A 21885-nucleotide genomic window follows, 5' to 3' on the forward strand; every position below is an offset into this window, starting at 1 on the left:
GCCCTTCCGGCGTTGTCACAACTCGGTTGCTCCACAGGTGTCCTGACGGTCCGATGGGAATGGACAGGGGGAATCCGGCGTGAGGGGGACGGGCCGTGGACGGCGGGCGGGGGCGCTTGCTGCTGCGACTGGTCGTGGCGGTAGTGCTGTTCGGGGTGCTGGCGGGGCTCGCGGCAGCGCTGGTGGTGATCGCGCTGACGGGCTCGCTCGACGGGCTCCGGGAGTACCTGGGCGAGGACTGCTTCATGATCTGGGGGCACTGCTGACGAGCCCCCGGCGCAGCGGGGCGTCGGTGGCGTGCGGGCGGCGGTGAGTCGGGGTCGGTCGGTGGTGGTCGGTCGGTGGTGGGTCACCGGCTGTGGGCCCTGGGCGACGGGTCGGCCACGGGTCGGCGACGGCCGGTCGGTAACGGCCGGTCAGTGACGGTCGAACAGCGGGGCGCCCGCGGCAAGGCGGGTCCATTCCGCCTCCGGGTCGCGCTGGGCGCGGTAGACGAGGTGCAGTCGGACCGCGCCGTCGGGAGAGGCGAAGCGGGCGAGTGGCCCCTCGGCGCCGGGCAGCGGGCGCGGCTCGGCCCACTGCTGGGCGAGGACGGCCAGGGGCGCGCCGTCGGCGGTCAGCACCCAGGTGGCGCGGCCGCCCGCGATGGTCGCGGGGTAACGGGCGGCGAGCAGCGCGGCGGCCGCCTCGTGCACCGTGACGCCCTCGCGGAGGCCGAGTTCGGCGTCGTGCGGCGCGTCGGTGTCGTCGCCCATGGCGACGCTGTCCCGGGTGAGTCGGACCATCACGAGGATGAGACTACGCTGCTCCGACCCCGCCCTGAGGCGGAGGCCGAACCCTCCGTCCGGCGCATGGGAGGGTGGTGGGTATGCGTGTTAGCTTCCGGCGCATGGGATCACGTGGGGCACGTGGAGCGGCGGCACAGCAGGCGATCGAAGGGCTGAAGGAGCTGGTCGGGGCGGGTCTGGCGGCCGACGAGCTGTTCCGCAGAGCGGACGGACTGCTGCGCGGCGTCCTGGAGTACGACGCCGTCTGCTGGCACTCGGCGGACCCGGCGACCGGGCTGGTGACGTCGGTGCTGAGCGACGACCTCAGCCTGGAGACGTTCGAGGACGCCGTCCGTCTGGAGGTGTGGGAGGAGGACTTCGCGACCTTCCCCGAGATACGGCTCGGCGGGCTCCGGGCCGAGACGCTCAGCCGGGCGACCCGGGGGGTGCTGACGGACAGCATCCGGTTCCGCGAGCTGATCGGCCCGGCCGGATTCGGCGATGAGATGCGCGCGGTCTTCGACGCGCACGGTGGGATGTGGGGCTGCGCGGCGTTCATGCGGGGGGCCGACCGGGGGCCGTACCTCGGCCAGCACCGGGAGCTGGCCGAACTCGCCGCGCGGCACCTGGGTAACGCGCTGCGGGCGTGCCACGTCCCGGCGGCCGCCGAGGGCGGTTCGGACGGCGGCCGGGGGGAGGCGGGGGGAGGCCCGGCGGTGGTCGTGCTCGGCCCGGCCAACCGGCCGCTGGCGCTCTCCGGGCCGGCCGAGGAACTGCTCGCCCGGCTCGCCGACCCGAGCCGGACGTCGCTCGGGGTGCCGACCGCCTTCGCGATGGCCGCCGAGCAGGCGCGCCGGACCGCCTGCGGGCTGCCGGTGCCGCAGACGAAGATCCGGGTGCAGGACCGGGACGGCCGGTGGTTCGTGCTGCACGGCTCGGCCCTGCAGGGCGGGGCGGCGGGCGAGGTGACCGTGGTGGCGGCCCCGGCGACGCCCGCCGACGCGATGCCCCTCTACCTCTCCGCGTACGGGCTGACCGCGCGGGAGCAGGAGGTGGCGCTGCTGCTGGTGCGCGGCTGCGACACCCGGGACGTCTCGCGGCTGCTGGCGATGAAGCCGTACACGGTGCAGGACCATCTGAAGTCGGTGTTCGCCAAGGCGGGTGTGGCCAGCCGGCGCGAGCTCGTCGCGCGGATCATGCTCGGCGGCGGGGCACCGTAGGGGCTCCGGTGGGTGTACGTTCTGACGGGTCGGCAGGCGCCGGGCCGGTGCCCGCTGCGGGAACCACTGTTCGTTAGCTGACAACGGGGGGTTCCGCACCGGGGCCCGCCAGGCCGTCCGGAGGGGGCCAGGAATGAGCATGGACGAGACCGCAGGTCCGGCGGGCAGCGGTGCCGGCGCGAGCAGTGCCGGTGGTGCGGGCAGTACCGGTGGTGCGGGCGTCGGCGGGGGTGTCGGCGGGGGCGCCGGAGACTTCGGCGGCGGCACCGCTCCTGGCGCATCGACCGCGGCGTCGACCTCGACCGGCACGGTGACCGGGGCCGACGGGGTAGCGGGGGCCGGCGGGGCCGACGGGTCCGCCACGCCCGGCGGACCGGACGCACCGGGGGAGGACGGCGGACCGGACGACGAGGGAGCGGGTGGCCGCCGGGAGCGGAAGGAGCGGCGGAAACGCCCGCTCTGGCAGGAACTGCCGATCCTGATCGGCATCGCGATCCTGCTCTCCCTGGGCATCAAGACCTTCTTCGTCCAGGCCTTCTCCATCCCCTCGGGCTCGATGCAGCACACCCTGGAGAAGGGCGACCGCGTCCTCGTCGACAAGCTCACCCCGTGGTTCGGCGCCGAGCCGGAACGCGGCGAGGTGGTGGTCTTCAAGGACCCGGGCGGCTGGCTGGACACCGTGCCCAGGGTCGAGGGCAACGGCTTCGTCGAGGGCATCCGCAAGGCGCTCAGCACCGTCGGCCTGCTGCCCTCGGACGACGAGAAGGACCTGATCAAGCGGGTCATCGCGGTCGGTGGCGACACCGTCGAGTGCGAGGCGGGCAGCCCGCTCAAGGTCAACGGCGTGGCACTGGACGAGCCGTACCTCTTCCCGGGCGCGACGCCCTGCGGGGACGCGCCCGTCGGCACCGTCACGGTGCCCAAGGGCCACCTGTGGGTGATGGGGGACCACCGGAACGACTCGCGTGACTCGCGCTTCCACGTCAACGAGCCGGGCGGCGGCTTCGTCCCGGTGGAGAACGTGGTCGGCCGGGCCTTCGTGGTCGCCTGGCCGCTGACGCGCTGGGACACCCTGCCGGTGCCGGACACCTTCGAGCAGAAGGGCCTCGCCGCCGGCAACGCGTTCGGGGGCTCGGCCGGTGACCCGGTCGGCGGGCCGCCGGCTCCGGAGGCCGCCGCGATGGCCGCCGCCGTTCCCTTCGCCGTGTGGCAGCGCCGGCGCGCCGCCCGGCACGGGCGCTGATCCGGCCGCCGCTCCGTCCGTCCGAAGCAGCTGTACGCCCGCGCGTCCGTCCGCGCGCCTGTGCGCCTGCGCGCCCCGGATGTTCCGCTTGCTCCGCTCGTCGCCGTCACCCCGGTCGTACCGGGGGCGGCGGCGAGTGCGTTCACGGGGACGAACCCTGACGAACCCTGACGAACCGGGACGACCCGTGCGGGGCCGTGGCGGGCGAGCGGCACCCGGGCCGGCGGCGGGGACCGCCGTCGGCCGGTCGGGGCCGTCCCGCGTAGCGCGGCTCAGGCGCGCCCGGTGCCGTACCGGGCGAGGAAGAGGTCGACCCCGGCGTCGATCACGGCCGCGAGCTCCGCTTCGTCGACCGGAGTGCCGGGCGCGAAGGTGTGCACCAGTTGCGGGATGCCGACGGTGGTCGCCACCAGCTGCTGGACGGCGAGCTTCGGGTCGGGCACGTCCAGCTCGCCCTTGGCGGTCAGGTCGGTGAGCACGTCGACCAGCGGTCCGTTGTTCATGTCGTAGGTGACCCGGTACCAGAGCTGGCCGAGCTGCGGGAAGCGGTCGATCTCGCCGATCACCAGGCGGCGCAGCGACATGATCTCGGGGCGCAGCAGGATCCGGGCCAGCTCGGTGGCGTGCCGGACCAGTGCGGCGCGCAGGTCGGGGGCGTCGGTGACGGCGCGGCCGGCCGGTGTCAGGTCGGCGTAGGTCTTGGGCAGGACGCCGCCGACGACGGCCAGGAACAGGCGTTCCTTGCTGCCGAAGTGCTTGTAGATGGTGGCTTTGGAGACGCCGGAGCGGCTGGTGATGGTGTCCATCGAGGCCGCCGAGTAGCCCTCGGCGAGGAACTCGGCGAGGGCGGCGTCGATGATCGCCTGGCGCTTGCGCGAGGCGGCGTCGGCCGGGGCCGGGATGATCGGGATGCCGTACTGGTCGGTCGCGTCCTGTGGGTCGGCTCCCATGGTTCTGTCCTTCGCGCGGGGGTGGGGTGCGGGCGGGGTGGCGAGGGCGCCGGGGGTGTCGGTGGCTGCCTGTGGCGGCCGTTGTTGTGACGGGGTGTCGTGGCGGAGGACCGGTGACGGGTCCTCGGTGCCGGGCACCGGGGTCGGAACCGGGAGGAACCGGGCGCCCGTTGCGGGCGCTCAGTATATGAACTGAACCGTTTGGTCGGCAAAGGAGGCCGCCACCGGACCGGCAGCCACACCGGCCGGGAAGGCCAGGTTGAACAGGCCGATCGCCGCACCGTGCCGCTCCGGGGCGAGGTGGCCGACGGCGGCACCGGTGAGCAGGCCCTGGCCGCCCGCGGTGACCAGCGAGCTGAGCGCCGAGCCGAGCAGGACGACCGCGGGCCAGGGTGCGAACGCTGCCGCTCCGGCCGCCGTCAGGGAGCCCGCCGCCAGCAGGGCCCGGACCCGGCCGGTCCCCAGCGTGGGCGCGGCCCGGACCAGCTGCCAGGACAGCAGCGCGCCGGTGAACGCGGCCGCCGAGACGGCCGCTCCGGTGGGGACGGCGCCCCACCCGGCGAGGGCGGAGATCCGGCGCGGAGCGCCGTACACGAGGGCGAAGTTGACCGTGGCCAGGGCGAGCATCAGGGTGGCGGCGCGGCGGAAGCGCCGCTCGCGCAGCAGGCCCAGGGGGAGCAGCGCGCCGATCGTGCCGCCGACCCCCTCGCGGCTGCGGGCATGGGTGCCGGCGGCCGGGCTGTTGCCATCGCGGTTGCTGTTGCTGCCACCGGGCCGGCTGGGGGGCTCCGGTGGGCCGGCCGAGCGCAGCGCCGAGGGCAGCACCGCCAGGCTCAGTACGGGCAGGACCAGCGCGGCCTGCCAGCCGAGCGCCTGGGCCGCGCCCGCCCCGGCGACGAGCCCGAGGGTGCCGCCGGCGGCGTTGCCGATCGCGACCACCCCGGTGGACCGCCCGGACCGGTCCCGGCCGGCGATCCGGAACGCGGCCACCGTCAGCCCCGCCGCGCCGACGGCCTCCAGGGCCCGTCCGGTGGCCAGTATCGGGAGCGCCGACGAGGCCAGGACCAGCGCGGCGCCGAGGGCGACCAGGACCCCGCCGGCCCGGATCAGGGCGCGCGGCCCGCGTCGTCCGGCGGTGCCGGCCAGCAACGGGGTGCCGACCAGCAGGCCGAGGCCGTACGCGGTCATCAGCCAGGCCGCCGAGCCGGCCGGGACGTGCAGCTCGCGCGCGGCGGCGGGCAGGGCCAGGCTCGGGCCCGACACGCCGCTCGCGGCCGCGGCGATCAGCGCGGCGGCCGGCAGGGCGGCCGGCAGGGCGCGCGGGAGGCGCCGACGGGTGGGGACGGCGGCGGCCGACCGGGGCGGGGCGGATGCGGCACGCCGGGAGCGGATCCCGGCGGGGTGCCGGACGAGGGCGGCGGGTGCGTTCGCGCCGGGCGGGCGCACGGCGGTGACCCCCACCCCGGCCGGGTCCGCCCCGGTGGCCGGGTTCACGCCGGAAGGGGCTACGGGCCCGGCGCCGACACCGCGACGGCCCGTGCGGCTGCTGCCGCCGGCGCCGCTACCTCCGGTGCCGTTGCCGTCGGCACCACTGCCGATGGCACTGCGGCTGACGACACCGCGGCCGTCGGCACCACTGCCGATGGCACTGCCGCCGACGACACCGCCACCGACGACACCGCCGCCACCGACGCCGCGGCGGACGGCCCCGCCGCCCGCGCGGCCGGCGCTCGGGGTCATACCGGCATCCGTCCCATCCGGCCCGCCGCGAAGTCCCGCTCGGCCTGCCGGAGTTCGGCGGCCGTGTTCATCACGAACGGCCCGCTGCGGGCCACCGGTTCGCCGATCGGCTCGCCGGTCAGGACCAGGATCTCGGCGGGCCCGTCGACGGCCCGGACGGTGAACCGCTCGGCGTCCCGTCCGAGGACGGCGAGGTGGCCGTCGGGCAGGGGGACGCCGCCGCTCTCGGCTCCGCCGGTCATCGTGTAGAGGGCCGCGGTGTGCCAGTCCGGCGCGGTGAACTCGGCGTGGCCGCCGGCCGCGAGCCGGGCGTGCACCACCAGGACGGGCGTGCGGGTCTCGAAGGGGCCGGTCACGCCGTGGGTGCTTCCGGCGATGACGGTCAGTTCCGCGCCGTCCGGGGTGGTGACCACGGGGAGGTCCGCGGCCTCGGCGTTCTGGCTGTGCGGCGGCACCCCCTTGTGCCGCGCGGGCAGGTTCACCCAGATCTGCAGCATGTGCTGGCGGCCGCCCGCGGCGAGGAACTCCGGTGTGGGCAGGGCTTCGTGGACGATCCCGGAGCCCGCGGTCAGCCACTGCACGCCGCCGGCGCGGACGACGGCGCGGTGGCCGCGGGAGTCGGCGTTGGCGATGTCGCCGTCGATGACGTACTGGATCGTCTCGAAGCCGCGGTGCGGGTGCGGGGGAGCGCCCTTGGCCCGGCCGGGCGCGAGGTCCACCGGTCCGACCTGGTCGACCATCAGGAAGGGGTCGAGGAGCGGGAGTTCGGTGGTGGGGAAGGGGCGGCGTACGGGGAAGCCGGCGCCCTCGAAGGTGTGGAACGGGCGGACGACGCGGGTGACGGAGCGCTCGGCCCGAACGGGGCGGGCGGCCCGGGTGTTCCGGACGGTCTGCGCGGTTGCTGCGGTCCCGGTGGCCTCTGCGGCGGTGGTGGTCATGACTCGAATGAACTACACGATTCAGTTCACTGTCAAGACTGAACTGTACAGTTGACAGAAGTGAACTGGTCCGTTTAGTTTTCTCGGTGTCGGCAACGACGACCACGAGGAAACCGCCTCCACCGAAGGAGCCCGCCATGACCGCGTCCAAGATCTTCGCCATCTCCGGCTCGCTGCGCGCCGACTCGCACAACACCCGACTGCTGCGCGCCGCGCAGAAGTTCAACCCGGGCGGCCAGGAGATCGAGATCTACGAAGGCCTGCGCGACATCCCCCCGTACGACCTGGACCTCGACACCCCCGAGCTGCGGCCCGCCGTCGTCGAGGACCTGCGCCGCCGCGTCCAGGAGGCCGACGGCCTGCTGATCGCCACCCCGGAGTTCAACTACTCCATCCCCGGCGTGCTCAAGAACGCGATCGACTGGCTGAGCACCGACTGGACCCGCACCGAGGGCCTGCCCCTGCACCGCAAGCCGACCGCGATCCTCGGCGCCGCACCGACCAACTTCGGCACCGTCCGGGCCCAGCTGGCCCTCCGTCAGGTGTTCGTCTGGACCGAGACCGACGTCGTCGTGAAGCCCGAGGTCATCGTCTTCCGGGCGCACGAGCGCTTCGACGAGGAGGGCAACCTCACCGACGAGACCACCATCGGACTGCTCCGCGGCCTGCTCACCGCGCTCCAGGAGAAGATCGACGCCGGCGCGGCCCGCGCGGCCCGCTGACCACCGGCGACGACCCAGGCACCGGACAGGAACCCGCCATGACCACCACCGACGCCACCTCCCCGCACATCGTCGACCCCGCTCACACCACCCCCTCCCCTCACCCCGGCACCACCACCGTCACCGCCACCCACATCGGCACCGCGACGGTCCTGCTGCGGATCGGCGACCTCACCGTCCTCACCGACCCCGCGCTCGACCCCGGCCCGGCCGACTACCCCGCGGCCCGCCCGCTGCGCCGCACCGCCGGCCCGGCCCTCAGCGCGGACCGTCTGCCGCCCGTCGACCTCGTCCTGCTCTCGCACGACCAGCACGCCGACAACCTCGACCCGACCGGCCGGACCGTCCTCGCCCGTGCGACCACCGTGCTCACCACGCCGGAGGCCGCCGGTCGGCTCGGGGGAGCGGCCGAGGGGCTGGCCACCTGGGAGCAGCGGCGGGTCACCGCCGGCACGACCACGGTCACCGTCACCGCGACCCCCGCCCGGCACGGGCCCGCCGGGACGGAGGAAGTCACCGGGCCGGTCACCGGCTTCGTCGTCGAGTACGACGGCGGCACCCTGTACCTGTCCGGCGACACCGTCCGTCACGAGGCCCTGGCCGGGATCGCCGAACGGTTCGCCATCGACACGGCCTTCCTGCACCTGGGGGACGCCCACTTCCCCTCCACCGGGGACCGCGCCTTCTCGATGAGCGCCCACGAGGGCGCCGAACTCGCCCGTACGCTCGGCGCCCGCACCGTGGTCCCGGTCCACTACGACTCCTGGGAGCACCTCGGCGAGGACCCGGCCCGGATCGCGGAGGCGTTCGCCGCCCCCGACCTGGCCGGCCGCCTCCGCCGGCTGACCCCCGGGGTCCCCGAACAGCTCTGACGGGCCCGGCCGTCCCGGCCGTCGCGGCCGTCCTGATCACCCCGGCCGGCCTGTGCGGCGGGCGCCGCACGGCTCCGACGCTGCGGCGCCGCACGGCCCGTCCCCCGGTGCAGTCCGCCGCCCTGACAAGGGCTTCCCGGACCGCCGGGCTACGGCTCGGTCCCTTCGAGCCAGTCGGCCACCTCCAGCGACTGCCGGAGGAGGGCCGCGAAGAGCAGCGGGTCGCTCGCGGCCAGGGTGCGGCGGATGGCGACGGCTTCCCGGACGGCGGACAGGGCCTCGGCCCGTCGTCCCGCCCCCTCCAGGTGGATGGAGAGGTTGGTGAGTGCCATGGCGAGGTCGGGGAGGTAGGCGTCGGGGTTGGCCCGGGCGAGCGCGCGGTAGTGGGTGGTGGCTTCCCGGATGGCAGCCAGGGCGGCCGCTTGCTGTTCCGGCGCACTCAGGTGGATGGAGAGGTTGTTGAGGGCGTTGGCGAGTTCGGGGAGATGGAGGTCCGGGTGGGCCCGGGCCAGGGTGCGGCGGATGGCGACGGCTTCCTGGACGGCGGCCAGGCTTTCCTCCGGTCGCCCTGCCTCGCCCAGGCGGTTGGACAGGTTGTTGAGGGCCATGGCGAGGTCGGGGACGTGGGCCTCGGGGTCGGCCCGGGCCAGGGTGCGGCGGATGGCGACGGCCTCCTGGATGGTGGCCAGGCTCTCCGCCTGCTGTCCTGCCTCGCCCAGGCCGATGGAGAGGTTGTTCAGGGCGCTGGCGAGGTCGGGCAGGTAGGTGTCGGGGTGGGCCTCGGCGAGGGTGCGGTAGTGACTGGCTGCTTCCTGGACGGCGGTCAGGCTCTCGGACCGCTGTCCTGCGTCGCTCAGACGGATCGAGAGGTTGTTCAAGGCGCTGGCGAGGTAGGGGAGATGGGCGCCGGAGCCGGAGTCGGCCTCGGCCAGGGCGCGGTACCGGCCGACGAGAGCCCGGGTGAGCCGGACGGCTGTGGCGGCGAGGCGTTGGCTGGACTGGGGGAACAGCTCGTGCAGCAGGTCCAGGTCGTCGGGGGGAGTGGCGGGGTCGCCGGTGACGGTGTCGAGGGCGGCGATGAGGGGCCCCGGGTGGTCGGTGCGGGTGGCGGTGCCGACGGTGTGCCGGGCCAGTTGCCGGTGGTGGCGTACGCACAGGGCGGTGAGCCGGATGTCGAGGCGGTGCCGGAAGACGGGGTGGGCGGCCGCCCGGCTGTAGACGGTGAGGAGCCGTGCGGCCTGGGCGTGGTCGGCGCCGTCGAGGAGGTGGTCGGCGAGGTGGGGGTCGGCTTCCAGGGCCCGGCCGATGTGGCGCTCGGCCAGGCGGTCGGGTTGCAGTGATCCCCAGGGCGCCGCGCCGGGGCCGGGGCCGGTGGGGTAGAGGGTGGCGAGCCAGGCGGTGACCCGGTTGCGGTGGTCGCGGGTCTGGTCGGCGAGTTCGGGGAGCCGTCGCCAGAGCCGGTCGGCGTCCTCGCGGTCGGCGGCGCCGGTGAGGTGGGCGGCGGCGAGCGCCGTCTCCAGGGTCGTGTGGCTGAGGCGGGGGGTGAGGCCGCGGGCGGCGGCGGTCCGACGCCAGTACCGGCTCTCGCGGTCCAGCAGCCGGTCCTCGACGTCCTCCGCCCGGCCGCGTACCGGTTCGGCCGGTTCGGGCGGATCGACATGCTCGGCCGGATCGACATGATCGGCCGGGTCGACATGTTCGGCCGGTTCGGGCCGGGCGGTGTCGAGGAGGTCGGCGAGGGCGGTCATGTGGAGGGTGAGGGCGTTGCCGTAGGCGTCCTGGTCGAGCTGCGGCGGGGCCAGGCGGGCGGCGGCCCCCGCCCAGTCGTGGCCGGCGAGCCCGTCGACGCCCGGAAGGGCGGCGGCGAACGCCCGGACGGCGGCGCGGTAGGCACCCGGACGGTCACCGGTCTCGTCCTGCAGCGGCGCGAGGTGGTGGACCGGTGCGTGGGCGAGGTGGTCCTCGGCGAGGCGGGTGGCGGTGCGCGCCTGGCGCCACCAGTCGCCGGCCGTCCGGGCCGGCAGCAGGAGCTTGAGCGGGGTGGTGCCGGGGTGCTCGTCGGCGGCCTCGACGAGCGCGGTGAGCTGGTCGGTGCGGGTCTCGGCGTAGTCGAGGACGATCAGCAGCGGCTTCGCCGCGTCCCGGACCTGCCGCAGGTCCGCGGCGGCGGCGTCCGGGCGCGGCCAGAGCACCGCCCAGCCCTCGGCCGCCAGCAGCCGGCCGAGGTGGTGCGCGAGGCGGGTCTTCCCCTGCCCGCCCGGGCCGTGCAGCAGCCGGGCACCGAACCCGCCCGGAGCGCACCACGCCCGCAGCTCACCGAGGAGCTCGTCACGGCCGTGGAACGGAACGACCTGGTGCCGGGCCTGCAGGAGCGCCGTCGGTGTGGGCCACCTCCGGCGCCCGGCGCCGACCGCGCGCTCGGCGAGGTGCTGGAACTCCACCGCCTCCAGCCCGCCGTCCGCCCCGCCACCGTGCCGGGCGAGGGCCGTACGGAAAGCCGGGTCGTGGTGGAGGACGTAGACCGGAACGACGTTCAGCCGGCCGTGCCCGGAGCGCGCGCGGTCGGAGGCGACGACCCCGGTCAGGAGCCGGCCGCAGAACATCGCAGCCCCCGACAGGCCCGCCCACGGCGAAGTGCCGTCCGCCGGCCACCCCGAGGCCGGCCGGCTGAGGTCCATGACGTACTGGTTGTTCACGAACCCGCTGCCCGGATTCACCTCCCCGCGTGGCTGCGAGACCTCGACGGGGAGCCCGGGGCGCTGTGCCTCGGCCGGCACACCCCAGGTCTCGCACGCGGCGCCGGGCCGATCGGTCACCAGCCGCCCCCACCCGACCGGGCCCGTCGGCGCCCGCCAGTGCGGGGACTCGTCGACGAGGACGAGCGCGGCGTCGTCCCGCCCGTCCGGTCGTCCGGACCACACCACCGTCCCGCCCGCCGCGCCGCTGCCGCCCGGGTGGAACACCTCGACCCGGGCACCGGCAGGGCCGGTGACGTGCGCGGACGTCAGCACGAGCCGGCCGCCCACCGCGTACCCCGACCCCGGCCCACCCCGCCCGGTCACCCCGGCGAGACGCTCCCGCTCCACCCTGATCGCCCCCGTCCGCTCGACCTGTGGCTCGCCCCTCTGCGGATACGGTAGAACCGGCGTGCGGCCCTGTGCAGGGGATCGGATCGGCTCCGGGGCGCGCTTGCGGCGCGTTCTCGCCGCGGACTTCGGTGGCGGTGCGTGTCCTGGCGGTGTGTGTCCGGGTGCTGCGGGCGAGGGGTGCTGCGGGCGAGGGCGTCATGTCCGGCCGGCCGGCCGCGGGCGTGATCCCGAACGGGAGGCCGGTTCAGGGCAGTCGGAGCTCCTCGGGGAGCTCGGCCGGCGGCGGCCCCAGTTTCAGCTTCTGCCGGGAGGACGTGATCCGCTCGGCCGCCCAACCGCGGAAAGCAGCGGTGTCGTCCACCAGATCGCGGAGTTGCAGGGCGGTTCGACGGGCCTCGACCATCCAGGGGACGTCCCAGCCGTGCAACTGCTGTGCCGCCCGGGCGAGTCGGTCGTGGGCCGTGCCGGCGTCGCCGACGAGCCCGGTGGCGATCGCGGTGCCGAGGTTGTCCCAGGGGTTGCCGCGCCGGGCGGGACGCGCCGCCAGATACCGGGCGGCGCTCGCCGGGCTGTCGAGCAGCCCCCGGTACTCCACGGCCCGGTGGGCGGCCGACCGGGCGAGGTCCGTCGCGAGGGGCGCGAACCGGGCCTCGTCCTCGAACTCCAGGTGCCCCTCCTCCCTGCCGCCCAGGTGGAACGCGAGATCGTCCAGGTCGTGCCACAGCCACATCACACCGACGTTCAGGAACGAGCCCTGACTCCAGCGCGACGGCTGGAACTCGACCACACCGAGCCACCAGCCCCGGTCGTCGATCCACGTCCGCGACCGCCCGCGCTGCCGGAGGCCGAGCGGGCGGAGCGTTTCGCGGGCTGCGGCCGTGATCAGGCGCGATGCGGGAGAGACGGTTGCCATACCGACCATCCTCCGCCCTGGCACCGACATCGTCGGCGGCTCCGGTGCACGGTGGATCCCGCCTCCCGGCCCCTGTCGAGAAGCGTGCGGCGGGGCGGGCTGGGTCGATTATATTTCTACACTGCTGTAGAAGTTTGGCGGGGGCGGCGCGGCCGCAGGTAGGCGACGTGATGCTCCCGCACCCGGAAAGAGGAGCATGATGACGCACCGTATCGCCCGTTGGGCCGCCGGATTCCTGGTGGCGCTGTTCGCCGCCGCCGTCCCGACCGCCCTGACCGCGGGCGCCGCGGCGGCCGCGCCCCGGAGTGCCGTCGCGGCGTCCTCGGCGGTGGATCGGGCGGGCTCGGTCGCCCAGGTCGGCGCGCAGGCGCAGGTGCAGGCATCTGCGCCTGCACCTGGGGCGGCGGTGGTGCCGATGGCGGCCGAGAAGGAGAAGAAGAAAGGTTTCTTCGCCAAGCTGGGCAAGTTCCTGCTGATCGTGGTCATCCTGGTGATCGTCTTCTTCGTCCTGCTGGTCGTCGCGATCGTCTACGCCGCCAAGCGAGTCTTCAGTCGCCGCCGCTGACGGACCGTGGCTCCCGGTGCCACCGGGTGGCGCCGGATGGCACCCGGTGGCACCCGGTGGCACCGGAGCGGTGGCGGGCGGCCACCGTTTCCGGGCCACCGGAACCGGATTGGCCCTGGTCCGGCCCGCTGTCCGCCGGTGAGGATGGTCGGCATGAGCGACTTCCACCACGGGCTGCGCCCCGAGAGCCGGATCGTCCACCCGCCCGTCGAGGAGGTGGCCGGCAGCCGGCCGCTGGGGGTGCCGCTGCACCAGGGCCACGTGTTCGCCTTCCCCGACAGCGACGCGCTGGCGCACGCCTTCACCGGCCCCGACCAGGCCTTCTTCTACAACCGTTACGGCAACCCGACGGTCCGCTCGCTGGAGAGCGCGGTCGCCGACCTGGAGGGCGGCGCCGGTGCGCTCGCCACCGCGTCCGGGATGGGCGTGATCAACACCGTGCTGCTCGCCCTGCTCCGCTCCGGGGACCACGTGATCGCCCAGCGGAGCCTGTACGGCGGCACGTTCGCCACCCTCGCCGACCTGGCGGCGCGCTGGGGCGTGGAGGTCACGCACGTCGGGGGCGACGACCCGGAGGAGGTGCGCGCCGCCCTGCGGCCCACCACCCGCCTGCTGCACCTGGAGACCGTCTCCAACCCGACCACGCGGGTCACCGACCTGCCCGGGCTGATCGGCGTGGCCCGGGACGCGGGTGTGCTGAGCGTCGTGGACAACACCTTCGCGACCCCGCTGCTCTGCCGCCCGATCGAGTACGGCGCCGACATCGTGGTGCACTCGGCCACCAAGTACCTGGGCGGACACTCCGACGTGCTGGCCGGTGTCGCCGTCTTCGCCGAGGCCGAGCTGCACCACCGCGTCTGGGAGTACGCGATCGAACTGGGTGCCTCCCTCGACCCGTTCGCCGCCTGGCTGACCCTGCGCGGGATGCAGACCCTCGGGCTGCGGATGCGCCGGCACTGCGAGACCGCGCTCGACCTGGCCGGCCGGCTCGCCGCGCACCCGGCCGTCACCGCCGTCCACTACCCGGGCCTGACCGGCCACCCGGACCACGAACTCGCCCGCCGTCTGCTGCCCGACGGGCAGGGCGGGGTGCTCGGCGGCGGGGTGCTCGCCTTCGACCTGGCCGGTGGACGGGACGCCGCCCGCACCTTCACCGAGTCGGTGCGGCTGGCCTCGCTCGCGCCCTCGCTCGGCGGTGTGCACACGCTCGTCCTGCATCCGGCGAGCACCTCGCACCGGCAGCTCGACGACGCGGAGCTGGCCGCGGCCGGGATCAGCCCGGGCACCGTCCGGGTGGCCGTCGGCATCGAGCACCCCGAGGACCTCTGGGCCGACCTGGAGCAGGCGCTGGCCAAGCTCTGAGCGGAGTGCGGAGTGCGGAGTGCGGAGTGGGCGCCCCGGACCGGAGCGGGGTCAGGGCCGGCGCCGGGGCCTCGCGGCCAGTACGGCGATGTCGTCCTCGGCCGGGCCGGTGCCGGGGGCGGCGGGGCCGAGCGCGTGCAGCACCGCGTCCAGCAGGTCGTCCAGCTCCCCGGCTGCGGGGAGCCGCAGCGCGGCGAGCCGGGCGAGCGAGGCGTCGATGTCCTCGCCGCGCCGCTCCACCAGGCCGTCCGTGTAGAGCAGGAGGGTTTCGTCGGGCAGCAGCTCGCGGCTGACCTGTTCGTAGCCGCCGAGGCCGGTGCCGAGCGGCGGGCCGGTCGGGATCTGCAGGAGTTCGGTCGGCCGGTCGGGGGCGATCAGCGCCGGCGGCAGGTGGCCCGCGCTGGAGAAGGTCCAGCGGCGGCGGCCCGGGTCGGCCAGGGCGAGCAGGCAGGTGGCCGGACGGGCGGACTCGTTGGCGGCGATGACCGTGTCGAGCTGGCGCAGGATGCGGTGCGGCGGCAGGTCCATGCCCGCCACGTCGCGCAGCGTGGAGCGGTAGGTGCTCATGTCGACGGCCGCCTCGACGCCGTGGCCCATCACGTCGCCCATCACCAGCAGCGTCCGCCCGAACGGCAGGCGGACGGTCTCGTACCAGTCGCCGCCGACCACCGAGCTGCTGCCGGACGGGAGGTAGCGGGAGGCGAGTTCGAGGTTCTGGTGCGGGCTGCCCGGCTCGCTCAGCAGGGCGCGCTGGAGGTCGAGGGCGATGCCCTGCGAGCGGCTGTACCGGCGGGCGTTGTCGATGCTGGTGGCGGCCCTGGCGGCGAGGTCGCCGACCAGCACGGCCTCGTCGGTCGTGAAGACGGGGGCGGTCGGGGGCACGGCAGGTGGGGTGGTGGCGGGTGAGAAGGGAGAAGCGGCTGGGGTGGTCCCTGCGGGCGAGCCGCCTCCGGAGCCCGAGCCGGCACCCGAGCCCGGGCCGCCACCGCCACCGTCACCTCCGCCTCCGCCTCCGCCTCCGGCGCGGGCCAGCGTCAGCAGCCCGATCAGCCTGCCGCGCGCGGTCAGCGGAACGACCAGGACCGAGGTGACGCCGGCGGCCCGGTACGCGGCCAGGCTCGCCGGGTCGGGCGCGGCGTCGGCCGGATCCTCGGCGGAACGCGGCCCGACCAGGACGGCGACCCCCGAGGCGAGGGCGCGCGCCGCGGCCGAGCCGTCGCGGTGGCGGACCGACTCGCCCGGGCGGGCCAGGTCGGCGACGGCCGGGCGCAGCCGGTCCGCACAGTCGACGGCGGCGCGGCGGAGCCGCAGGCCCGGTGCGCCGCCGGGGCGCACCTCGGCGTCCACGGGCAGGAGGTCGACGGTGACCAGGTCGGCCAGCCGGGGAACGGCGAAGGCGGCCAGTTCCGCGCAGGTGGTGCCGACGTCGAGGGTGGTGCCGATCCGCTCGGCGGCGGCGTCCAGGAGCGCCAGCCTGGTCCGGGCCTGGGCCAGCTCGCGTCGCAGTTCCTGCGCGGGATCGGGGTCGTCCAGCACGACGACGACCACGCCCGTGACACGTCCGCCCGCCGACAGGGGGCGGTACCGGACCCGCAGGCCGGGCGGCACGGGTGCGCCCGGGCTCGCCGGGCCGCCGGTGGCCTGCTCGCGGTCCCGGCCGTCGGCGAGGACCCGGCGCAGCGTGTCGGCCGCGCCCGCGAACGGCGTCGCCTCGGCGGGCCGGCCCAGCAGGTCGGCCCGACGCAGGCCGGTGGCGGTGGTGAAGGCCGCGTTGAGGTACTGCCAGCGCAGCCGGTCGTCGAGCAGTGCCACGCCGGCGGGCAGGACGGCGAGGAGGTCACGGAGCAGATCCCGGCTGTCACCTTCGGTGAGGTCGCTGTCGCTTCCGGCGAAGGCCGCCGCCGCTGCCGCGAACGCCGTGACGTCCGTGCTCGCGGGTGTGGCGCCCTCTCCTCCTCCGCCGTTCCGGAACCGCATGCTCCCATGATCGCCCGCCCGGGTGCGGCACGCCCACAGGCTGGTCGATTCTTGACTGATCCGCAGCGGATGCTGTAGGCGGGCGCGGTGCCGGCCCTGGCGGCGGCCACGACGGCGGCCGTGGTGCCGGTCGCCGTACGCGTGGCGGTGCCGGCTGCGACGCCGACTGCCGGTGCCGGTGCCGGTGCCGGTGCCGGTGCGGGCCACGGTGCCGGTCGACGCCGCGTCGTCAGCCGGTCCGGGGCTGCTTGAGCTTGGCCCAGACGGCTTCGAGTGCGGCGATGTCCGCGTCGTCCAGTCGGTCGTCGAAGGCCTCGGCGAGCGCGGCGCGGCGGGTCGCGTCGGCGGCGGCGAAGAGCGCGCGGCCCTCCGGCGTGAGGGCGATCCGCACCGAACGGGCGTCGGTGGGGGAGGGTGCGCGCTCGACCAGCCCCCGGGCCTGGAGGGAGTCGGCGACCCGGGAGACCTGGCTGCGACTGAGCAGGGTCTTGGCGCCGAGGTCGGAGGCGGCGACCGGGGACTCCTGCCCGTGCAGCCAGAGCATCACCTCGAACCAGGAGAGCGGCAGGTCGTGGGCCCTGGTGAGGGCCTGGTCGACCAGGGTGGTCAGGGTGGTGCCGGCCCAGACCAGGCCGTAGAAGGCGTGGTCGCGGGCGGTGAGGTCTCCCAGGGTGAGGTCGGTGCGCGCCATGCCGGCCACTCTACCGGTTTGCGTGTGCGTGCACACATCCTGCTAGGGTGTGTGTGCACGCACACAAACCCTCAGGGAGCTCCCATGGCCACCGACCGCATCGTCCTGATCACCGGCACGTCCTCCGGTATCGGCCTCGCCGCCGCGGTGGCCGCCGCCCGCGCCGGCTACCGAGTCGTCGCGACCATGCGCGACACCGGCCGCTCCGCCGCGCTGGTGGCCGCCGCAGCAGAGGCCGGCGTCGCCGACCGGGTCGAGGTCGCCCGGCTGGACGTCACCGAGCCGGCCTCCGTCGCCGAGTGCCTGGACGCACTGCTCGCCCGGCACGGCAGGCTCGACGCCGTGGTCAACAACGCGGGGGCCGGCCGGGTGGGCACCATCGAGCAGGACGGCCTCGACCCCGTCCGGGAGGCGATGGAGGTCAACTTCTTCGGCGTCGTCGAGGTCACCCGCGCCGCCCTGCCGCACCTGCGGGCGAGCGGCGGCCGGGTGGTCACCGTCACCAGTGTCGGCGGCGTGATCGGCCAGCCCTTCAACGAGGCCTACTGCGCGGCGAAGTTCGCCGTCGAGGGCTTCATGGAGTCGCTCGCCCCGGCCGCCGCGACCGTCGGCGTCCACGTCACCGTGGTCGAGCCGGGTGCGGTGGCCAGCGAGTTCATCGCCAGCCAGGCCCTCGACCTGCCCGCCCTGCTGACCGCCGCCGGCCCCTACGCCCCGGCCCTGGAGGTCTACGCGGCGCGCACCCTCGCCGCCTTCGGCCAGGCGCAGACCTCGGAGGACGCCGCCGCGACCGTCGTCGAGGCGCTCACCGCCGAGCGGCCCCCGTTCCGCGTGCAGACCTCCGAGCAGGCCCGCGCCTTCGTCGGCACCAAGCTCGCCGACCTCGACGGCTCGGCCGTCCAGCGCCTCACCGGCAGCTGGGTCGGCTGAACCCGGATACTGCCGTGCGCTGCCGTGCGCGGCTGCGCGGCCTACGCCGTTCCGGCGCCGGACCGCCGACGGGACGTCGTCGACGCGGGGGCCGTCCATGTGGGGCCCGGCGATGCGGGGCCGTCGACGCGGGCCCGGCGATGCGAAGGCGGGACGGCGTCGGCACCGGCGGGCAAGGAATCGCACAGCCAGGAATGATCACGTGCCCTCCCGGCGGGACCAAGAGCCGATTCCCGCCCGTCAACCGGCGGGAATGGCGCGCAGGCGGGTCCGGGCCCGCGCCGGTGGGAGGGACCGGTTCGACAGGAGACCGTCGCACCCGCGGGGTCGGCGGGCGCGACGAGCCGGCCGGTGACCGTCCGTCGACGGGGCGGGGCGAATACCCGCCGGTGAGGGGTTTGACGACCGGTCATACTGGGCGGTGCCCAGGCCGGGGCGCCGAGCGGGCGCTCCGTGCAGCGTCCGGACCGGAGGATGATCCGATGAGCAGCCACCTGCCGACCGCCGTCCCGACCGCCGTTCCGGCGGCCGGGACGCCGCCGCAGCCGTGGAACCGGCAGCGGCTGCGCAGCAACAACGAGTGGCTGCTGCTGGAACTGCTGCGCACCGGCGGCCCGTCCTCGCGGGCACAGCTCGCCCGCGACACCGGCCTCTCCAAGCCCACCGTCTCGACCGCGCTCGCGGCGCTGGCATCGGCCGGGCTGGCCCGGGAGGCCGGCCGCTACATCCCCGAGCGCGGCCGCACCGCCGTGCTGTACGAACCCGACCCGACGGCCGGGCACGTGCTCGGGGTCGACATCGGCCGGGCCCGGCTGCGGGTGGCCGTGGCCGACCTCGCCGGGGGGATCACGGCCCGCCGCGACGTGCCCAACAAGGGCCGCACCGCCGACGCGGTGGCCGACGCCGTCGTGGCGGCCGCCCGGGAGACCACGGCCGAGGCGGGCCTGACGGCCGGGGAGATCGTCCACGCGGTGATCGGCACGCCCGGTGTCTGGGACGAGGAGCGGCGCGGCGTGCGGTACGCCACCAGCCTGCCCGACTGGGGCAGACCCGGGCTCTTCGACCGGATAGCCGCCGGCCTGGGGACCGCGATCACCGTCGGGAACGACGCCAACCTCGCCGCCCTCGGCGAGTACACCCTGGGGGCCGGCCGGGGGAGCGGCAGCCGGATGTTCGCCTACCTGCTGGTCGGCACCGGGCTCGGGGTGGGCGTGGTCAGGGACGGGGAACTGCTCACGGGCGCGCACGGCGCCCTCGGGGAGGTCGGCCTCGTCCCCCTGCCGCCGGGGCCGGACGGCGAGCCGGGCGGCACGATCGAGCAGGCGGCGGCGGCCGAGGCGATCGTGCGCACGGCACGGGAGCTGGGCATGTCCGGGCCGCTGACGGCCCGGCAGGTGTTCGACGCCGCCCGGGCCGGCGACCCGGCGGCGGCCGCCGCCGTCCGGCGCGCCGCGGGGCAGCTCGCCTACGCGACGGCCGTACTGTCGGCGGTCCTCGACCCCGACCTGGTCGTCCTCGGCGGCGGCGTCGGCGCCAGCGCGGACCTCCTGCTCGAACCGCTGGAGCGCACCCTCCACGGGCTCACGGTGATGCGCCCCGCGCTCGCCCCGAGCCTGCTCGGCGAGGAGGCCGTCCTGCTGGGCGCCGTCGCCACGGCGCTCGACATCGCCCGCCCCGAGGTCTTCGAACGCCGAACGGCCCCGGTCTACTGACCGGTGGGCGGCCGGGTACGGCACCGGCGCCGGTGTCCGCGCCGGTGTCCGCGCCGGTGTCCGCGTAGGTGTCCGTGCCGGTAGCGGCGTCGAGCGGGTTCGGCCGGCCGAGACACGGCGGCCGGCGTGTGGCGGTGGCGGCAGGTGCGGTACCTCCACCCGCAGCCGGGTACGACCGCCGGCCGGAACGACTCCGGCCGGCGTCGGGGCGGCGGCAGATCCCCCCGTGGCGCGCATCCCGGCTGATCAGGGCCGAGCGCTGCCGGTCGGGCGGCGTGTCCGGACGTCGTGGTGCCGTGGTCAGATTCCGGGGCCGTAGCCGGGGTCCGGCTGTCGGCGGGGGGTCCACCACTCGCCGAGTCCCCACATCGCGAGTGCCAGCGCGGCCACGGCCATGAGTGCCGCGAGCCAGGGGCGGCGTACCCACCTCGTGGTGAGCGTCCAGGCGAGGAGCGGAACCAGGGCGCCGCCGAGCACGATGAGCGGCAGGTCGATGTAGAGCACGCTCGGATCGCGGGCATGGCCCTCGAATCCGCCGTCTATTCCGGAGGCGGCCCGTGGCGCCCACACGAGCGCCCCGGTCGTGGCGCCGAGGGCGGCGAGGAGGCATCCGGCGCCGACCCCGGTCCTCGGGTCCACCTGCGCGGTCGGTTCTGCGGGGCTGTCGTCGCTCATGCCCGCGACGGACGCGGTGGCGCGGTGCGCGGTTCCACCGGTGCCCCCGCGTGCCGGGGGCGGGGCGGGCCGTCGCCGCCGTCGTCCTGGACGCCGCCGCCGCCGTCCGGGCTGTGCGCAAGGAGGTGGCTTCGCGCCGGAAGTGACTCCCGGTGGGGCGGCATGCGTGGGTGCGGGCGGGGCGGGGAAGAAAGTTAGGGAACTTTACTTGATCCATCGCCGATGACCCCGCCGGAGGTAGCGTGTTCCCCCGCTCCGCTCTCCTCGCCACTGCTGCGGCGCTGCTGCTCGTGCCCGCCGTGCCGGTGGCGGCCCTCGCCGTGCCCGCCGGCCCCGCCGCGTCGACCGTGGACGTCTCCACCGCCGCCGAGTTGAGGACCGCGCTCGCCGGCGCCGCGCCCGGGCAGACCATCAGGCTCGCGCCCGGCGAGTACCGGGGCGCCTTCGTCGCCCAGCGCCCGGGGACCGCCGCGAAGCCCGTCACGCTGACCGGCCCGCGGACCGCCGTGCTGGTCAACGACGGCCCGTCGGGCTCCGCCCCCTCCTGCCCGGCGCCCGCCTCCGGGTGGGACTCCGGGTACGGCCTCTGGCTGTACGGCGCGCCCTACTGGAACCTCACCGGCTTCACCGTGAAGGACTCCAAGAAGGGTGTGGTGCTGGACGCCTCGCCGCACGTGGTGATCGACGGGCTGTACGTGCACCACGTCGAGGACGAGGGCGTGCACTTCCGCCGCTCCTCCGCGGACGGCGTGCTGCGCAACTCGGTCGTCGAGTACACCGGCCGGGTCCAGCCCGCGTACGGCGAGGGCGTCTACCTCGGCTCGGCGAACTCGAACTGGGGCTGCCACGGCAACAGTGGCGGCGCCGACCGCTCGGACCGGGTGCTGGTGGAGGGCAACCGGATCGGGCCGTACGTCACGGCCGAGGGCATCGACGTGAAGGAGGGTACGACCGGCGGCACGATCCGGGGAAACACCTTCGACGGGCGCGGCATCAGCGGCGAGAACTCCGCCGACTCCTGGGTGGACGTCAAGGGCAGCGGCTACCTGATCGAGGGGAACCGGGGGACGTTCACCGCACCCGGGACCTTCGCCAACGGCTACGAGACGCACAATCCGGCCACCACGCCGTCCTTTCCGAACGGCTGCGGCAACGTCTGGCGCTCCAACACCTCCGACCTCGGCGGTGTCGGCGCCTACGCGATCCGGATCACCTCCGTGTCCGCCTGCGCGGGGCGCCCCAACGTGGTCCACGCCTCCAACACCGTCACGCGGGCGACCGCCGGCGTGACCAACGTCCCGGTCACTCCGTGATCCGGGGCAAGCAGGGTGAGGGGCAAGCAGGGTGAGGGGCGGAAGGCGGGGCATGGCCGGAAATAGGCGGTGTGTGATCGCATTTGTCGGATGATCGACACTCTGTGATCGGCAGATCTCGATCTGCTCACAAGTGCTTGAACGATGGACATGTCGTGTCACAGATCTGATTGACTCACGATCCTCTTTCAAGCGGAACGGAGTGT

At 75.3% G+C, this 21885-nt stretch carries 19 protein-coding genes; 10 read left to right on the plus strand and 9 right to left on the minus strand.

What is annotated here, in order from left to right; all coding sequences use genetic code 11:
- The first annotated feature begins 116 nt into the window (after positions 1-116).
- Positions 117-266: a hypothetical protein gene (locus AC067J_RS22875; protein ID WP_478301948.1), complete on the plus strand. Its 150-nt coding sequence runs from the start codon at positions 117-119 to the stop codon at positions 264-266.
- Positions 267-416: 150 nt separating this feature from the next.
- Here the strand turns inward: AC067J_RS22875 and AC067J_RS22880 are convergent, their stop codons facing one another.
- On the minus strand, positions 417-785 hold the full coding sequence (locus tag AC067J_RS22880) for a hypothetical protein (protein WP_478301950.1): 369 nt from the start codon (positions 783-785) through the stop codon (positions 417-419).
- Positions 786-889: 104 nt separating this feature from the next.
- Between AC067J_RS22880 and AC067J_RS22885 the strand changes: the two genes are divergently transcribed.
- Positions 890-1987, plus strand: coding sequence for a helix-turn-helix transcriptional regulator (locus tag AC067J_RS22885; RefSeq protein WP_478301952.1), 1098 nt, complete (start codon positions 890-892; stop codon positions 1985-1987).
- Between the two features lie 139 nt (positions 1988-2126).
- The gene (gene lepB, locus AC067J_RS22890; RefSeq protein ID WP_478301954.1) at positions 2127-3230 is read left to right on the plus strand and encodes a signal peptidase I; all 1104 of its coding nucleotides are present in this window, start codon (positions 2127-2129) and stop codon (positions 3228-3230) included.
- A 272-nt stretch (positions 3231-3502) separates the two neighbouring features.
- Here the strand turns inward: lepB and AC067J_RS22895 are convergent, their stop codons facing one another.
- The 3 genes from AC067J_RS22895 to AC067J_RS22905 form a co-directional block, all read right to left on the minus strand.
- Positions 3503-4180, minus strand: coding sequence for a TetR/AcrR family transcriptional regulator (locus AC067J_RS22895; RefSeq protein ID WP_478301956.1), 678 nt, complete (start codon positions 4178-4180; stop codon positions 3503-3505).
- A gap of 180 nt (positions 4181-4360) precedes the next feature.
- On the minus strand, positions 4361-5920 hold the full coding sequence (locus AC067J_RS22900) for an MFS transporter (RefSeq protein ID WP_478301958.1): 1560 nt from the start codon (positions 5918-5920) through the stop codon (positions 4361-4363).
- Positions 5917-6858, minus strand: coding sequence for a pirin family protein (locus tag AC067J_RS22905; RefSeq protein WP_478301960.1), 942 nt, complete (start codon positions 6856-6858; stop codon positions 5917-5919). Before AC067J_RS22905 ends, AC067J_RS22900 begins: the two co-directional genes overlap by 4 nt.
- Before the next feature lie 137 nt (positions 6859-6995).
- On the opposite strand from AC067J_RS22905, the gene AC067J_RS22910 reads away from it, so the two are divergent.
- Together AC067J_RS22910 and AC067J_RS22915 are read left to right on the plus strand one after the other, a co-directional pair.
- Complete coding sequence (locus AC067J_RS22910) at positions 6996-7580, plus strand: NADPH-dependent FMN reductase (protein ID WP_478301962.1); 585 nt, start codon at positions 6996-6998, stop codon at positions 7578-7580.
- 38 nt (positions 7581-7618) lie between these two features.
- The gene (locus tag AC067J_RS22915; RefSeq protein ID WP_478301964.1) at positions 7619-8452 is read left to right on the plus strand and encodes an MBL fold metallo-hydrolase; all 834 of its coding nucleotides are present in this window, start codon (positions 7619-7621) and stop codon (positions 8450-8452) included.
- A gap of 149 nt (positions 8453-8601) precedes the next feature.
- Here the strand turns inward: AC067J_RS22915 and AC067J_RS22920 are convergent, their stop codons facing one another.
- Positions 8602-11463 (minus strand): tetratricopeptide repeat protein, encoded by a 2862-nt coding sequence (locus AC067J_RS22920; RefSeq protein WP_478301966.1) that lies wholly within the window; start codon positions 11461-11463, stop codon positions 8602-8604.
- A 322-nt stretch (positions 11464-11785) separates the two neighbouring features.
- Positions 11786-12454, minus strand: coding sequence for a hypothetical protein (locus AC067J_RS22925; protein WP_478301968.1), 669 nt, complete (start codon positions 12452-12454; stop codon positions 11786-11788).
- Positions 12455-12650: 196 nt separating this feature from the next.
- Between AC067J_RS22925 and AC067J_RS22930 the strand changes: the two genes are divergently transcribed.
- Positions 12651-13019 carry a hypothetical protein gene (locus tag AC067J_RS22930; RefSeq protein WP_478301970.1) on the plus strand — a complete coding sequence of 123 codons (369 nt, stop codon included), beginning with the start codon at positions 12651-12653 and terminating at the stop codon, positions 13017-13019.
- Between the two features lie 153 nt (positions 13020-13172).
- Positions 13173-14381 carry a trans-sulfuration enzyme family protein gene (locus tag AC067J_RS22935; RefSeq protein WP_478301972.1) on the plus strand — a complete coding sequence of 403 codons (1209 nt, stop codon included), beginning with the start codon at positions 13173-13175 and terminating at the stop codon, positions 14379-14381.
- A 51-nt stretch (positions 14382-14432) separates the two neighbouring features.
- Here the strand turns inward: AC067J_RS22935 and AC067J_RS22940 are convergent, their stop codons facing one another.
- A complete protein-coding gene (locus AC067J_RS22940) occupies positions 14433-16358 on the minus strand; it encodes a PP2C family protein-serine/threonine phosphatase (protein ID WP_478301974.1) in 1926 nt (641 codons plus the stop codon).
- A 229-nt stretch (positions 16359-16587) separates the two neighbouring features.
- Positions 16588-17049, minus strand: a complete 462-nt coding sequence (locus tag AC067J_RS22945; protein WP_478301976.1) for a MarR family winged helix-turn-helix transcriptional regulator — start codon at positions 17047-17049, stop codon at positions 16588-16590.
- A gap of 84 nt (positions 17050-17133) precedes the next feature.
- Between AC067J_RS22945 and AC067J_RS22950 the strand changes: the two genes are divergently transcribed.
- The gene (locus AC067J_RS22950) at positions 17134-17979 is read left to right on the plus strand and encodes an SDR family NAD(P)-dependent oxidoreductase (protein WP_478301978.1); all 846 of its coding nucleotides are present in this window, start codon (positions 17134-17136) and stop codon (positions 17977-17979) included.
- A gap of 482 nt (positions 17980-18461) precedes the next feature.
- Complete coding sequence (locus AC067J_RS22955; protein ID WP_478301980.1) at positions 18462-19691, plus strand: ROK family protein; 1230 nt, start codon at positions 18462-18464, stop codon at positions 19689-19691.
- A 300-nt stretch (positions 19692-19991) separates the two neighbouring features.
- Here AC067J_RS22955 and AC067J_RS22960 read toward each other — a convergent pair whose 3' ends face one another.
- Positions 19992-20366, minus strand: coding sequence for a hypothetical protein (locus AC067J_RS22960; protein WP_478301981.1), 375 nt, complete (start codon positions 20364-20366; stop codon positions 19992-19994).
- Positions 20367-20608: 242 nt separating this feature from the next.
- On the opposite strand from AC067J_RS22960, the gene AC067J_RS22965 reads away from it, so the two are divergent.
- Entirely contained in the window at positions 20609-21679 is a 1071-nt protein-coding gene (locus tag AC067J_RS22965) for a right-handed parallel beta-helix repeat-containing protein (protein WP_478301983.1), read from the plus strand.
- Positions 21680-21885 lie beyond the last annotated feature (206 nt).

The organism is Kitasatospora sp. NPDC042419, from assembly GCF_056437345.1.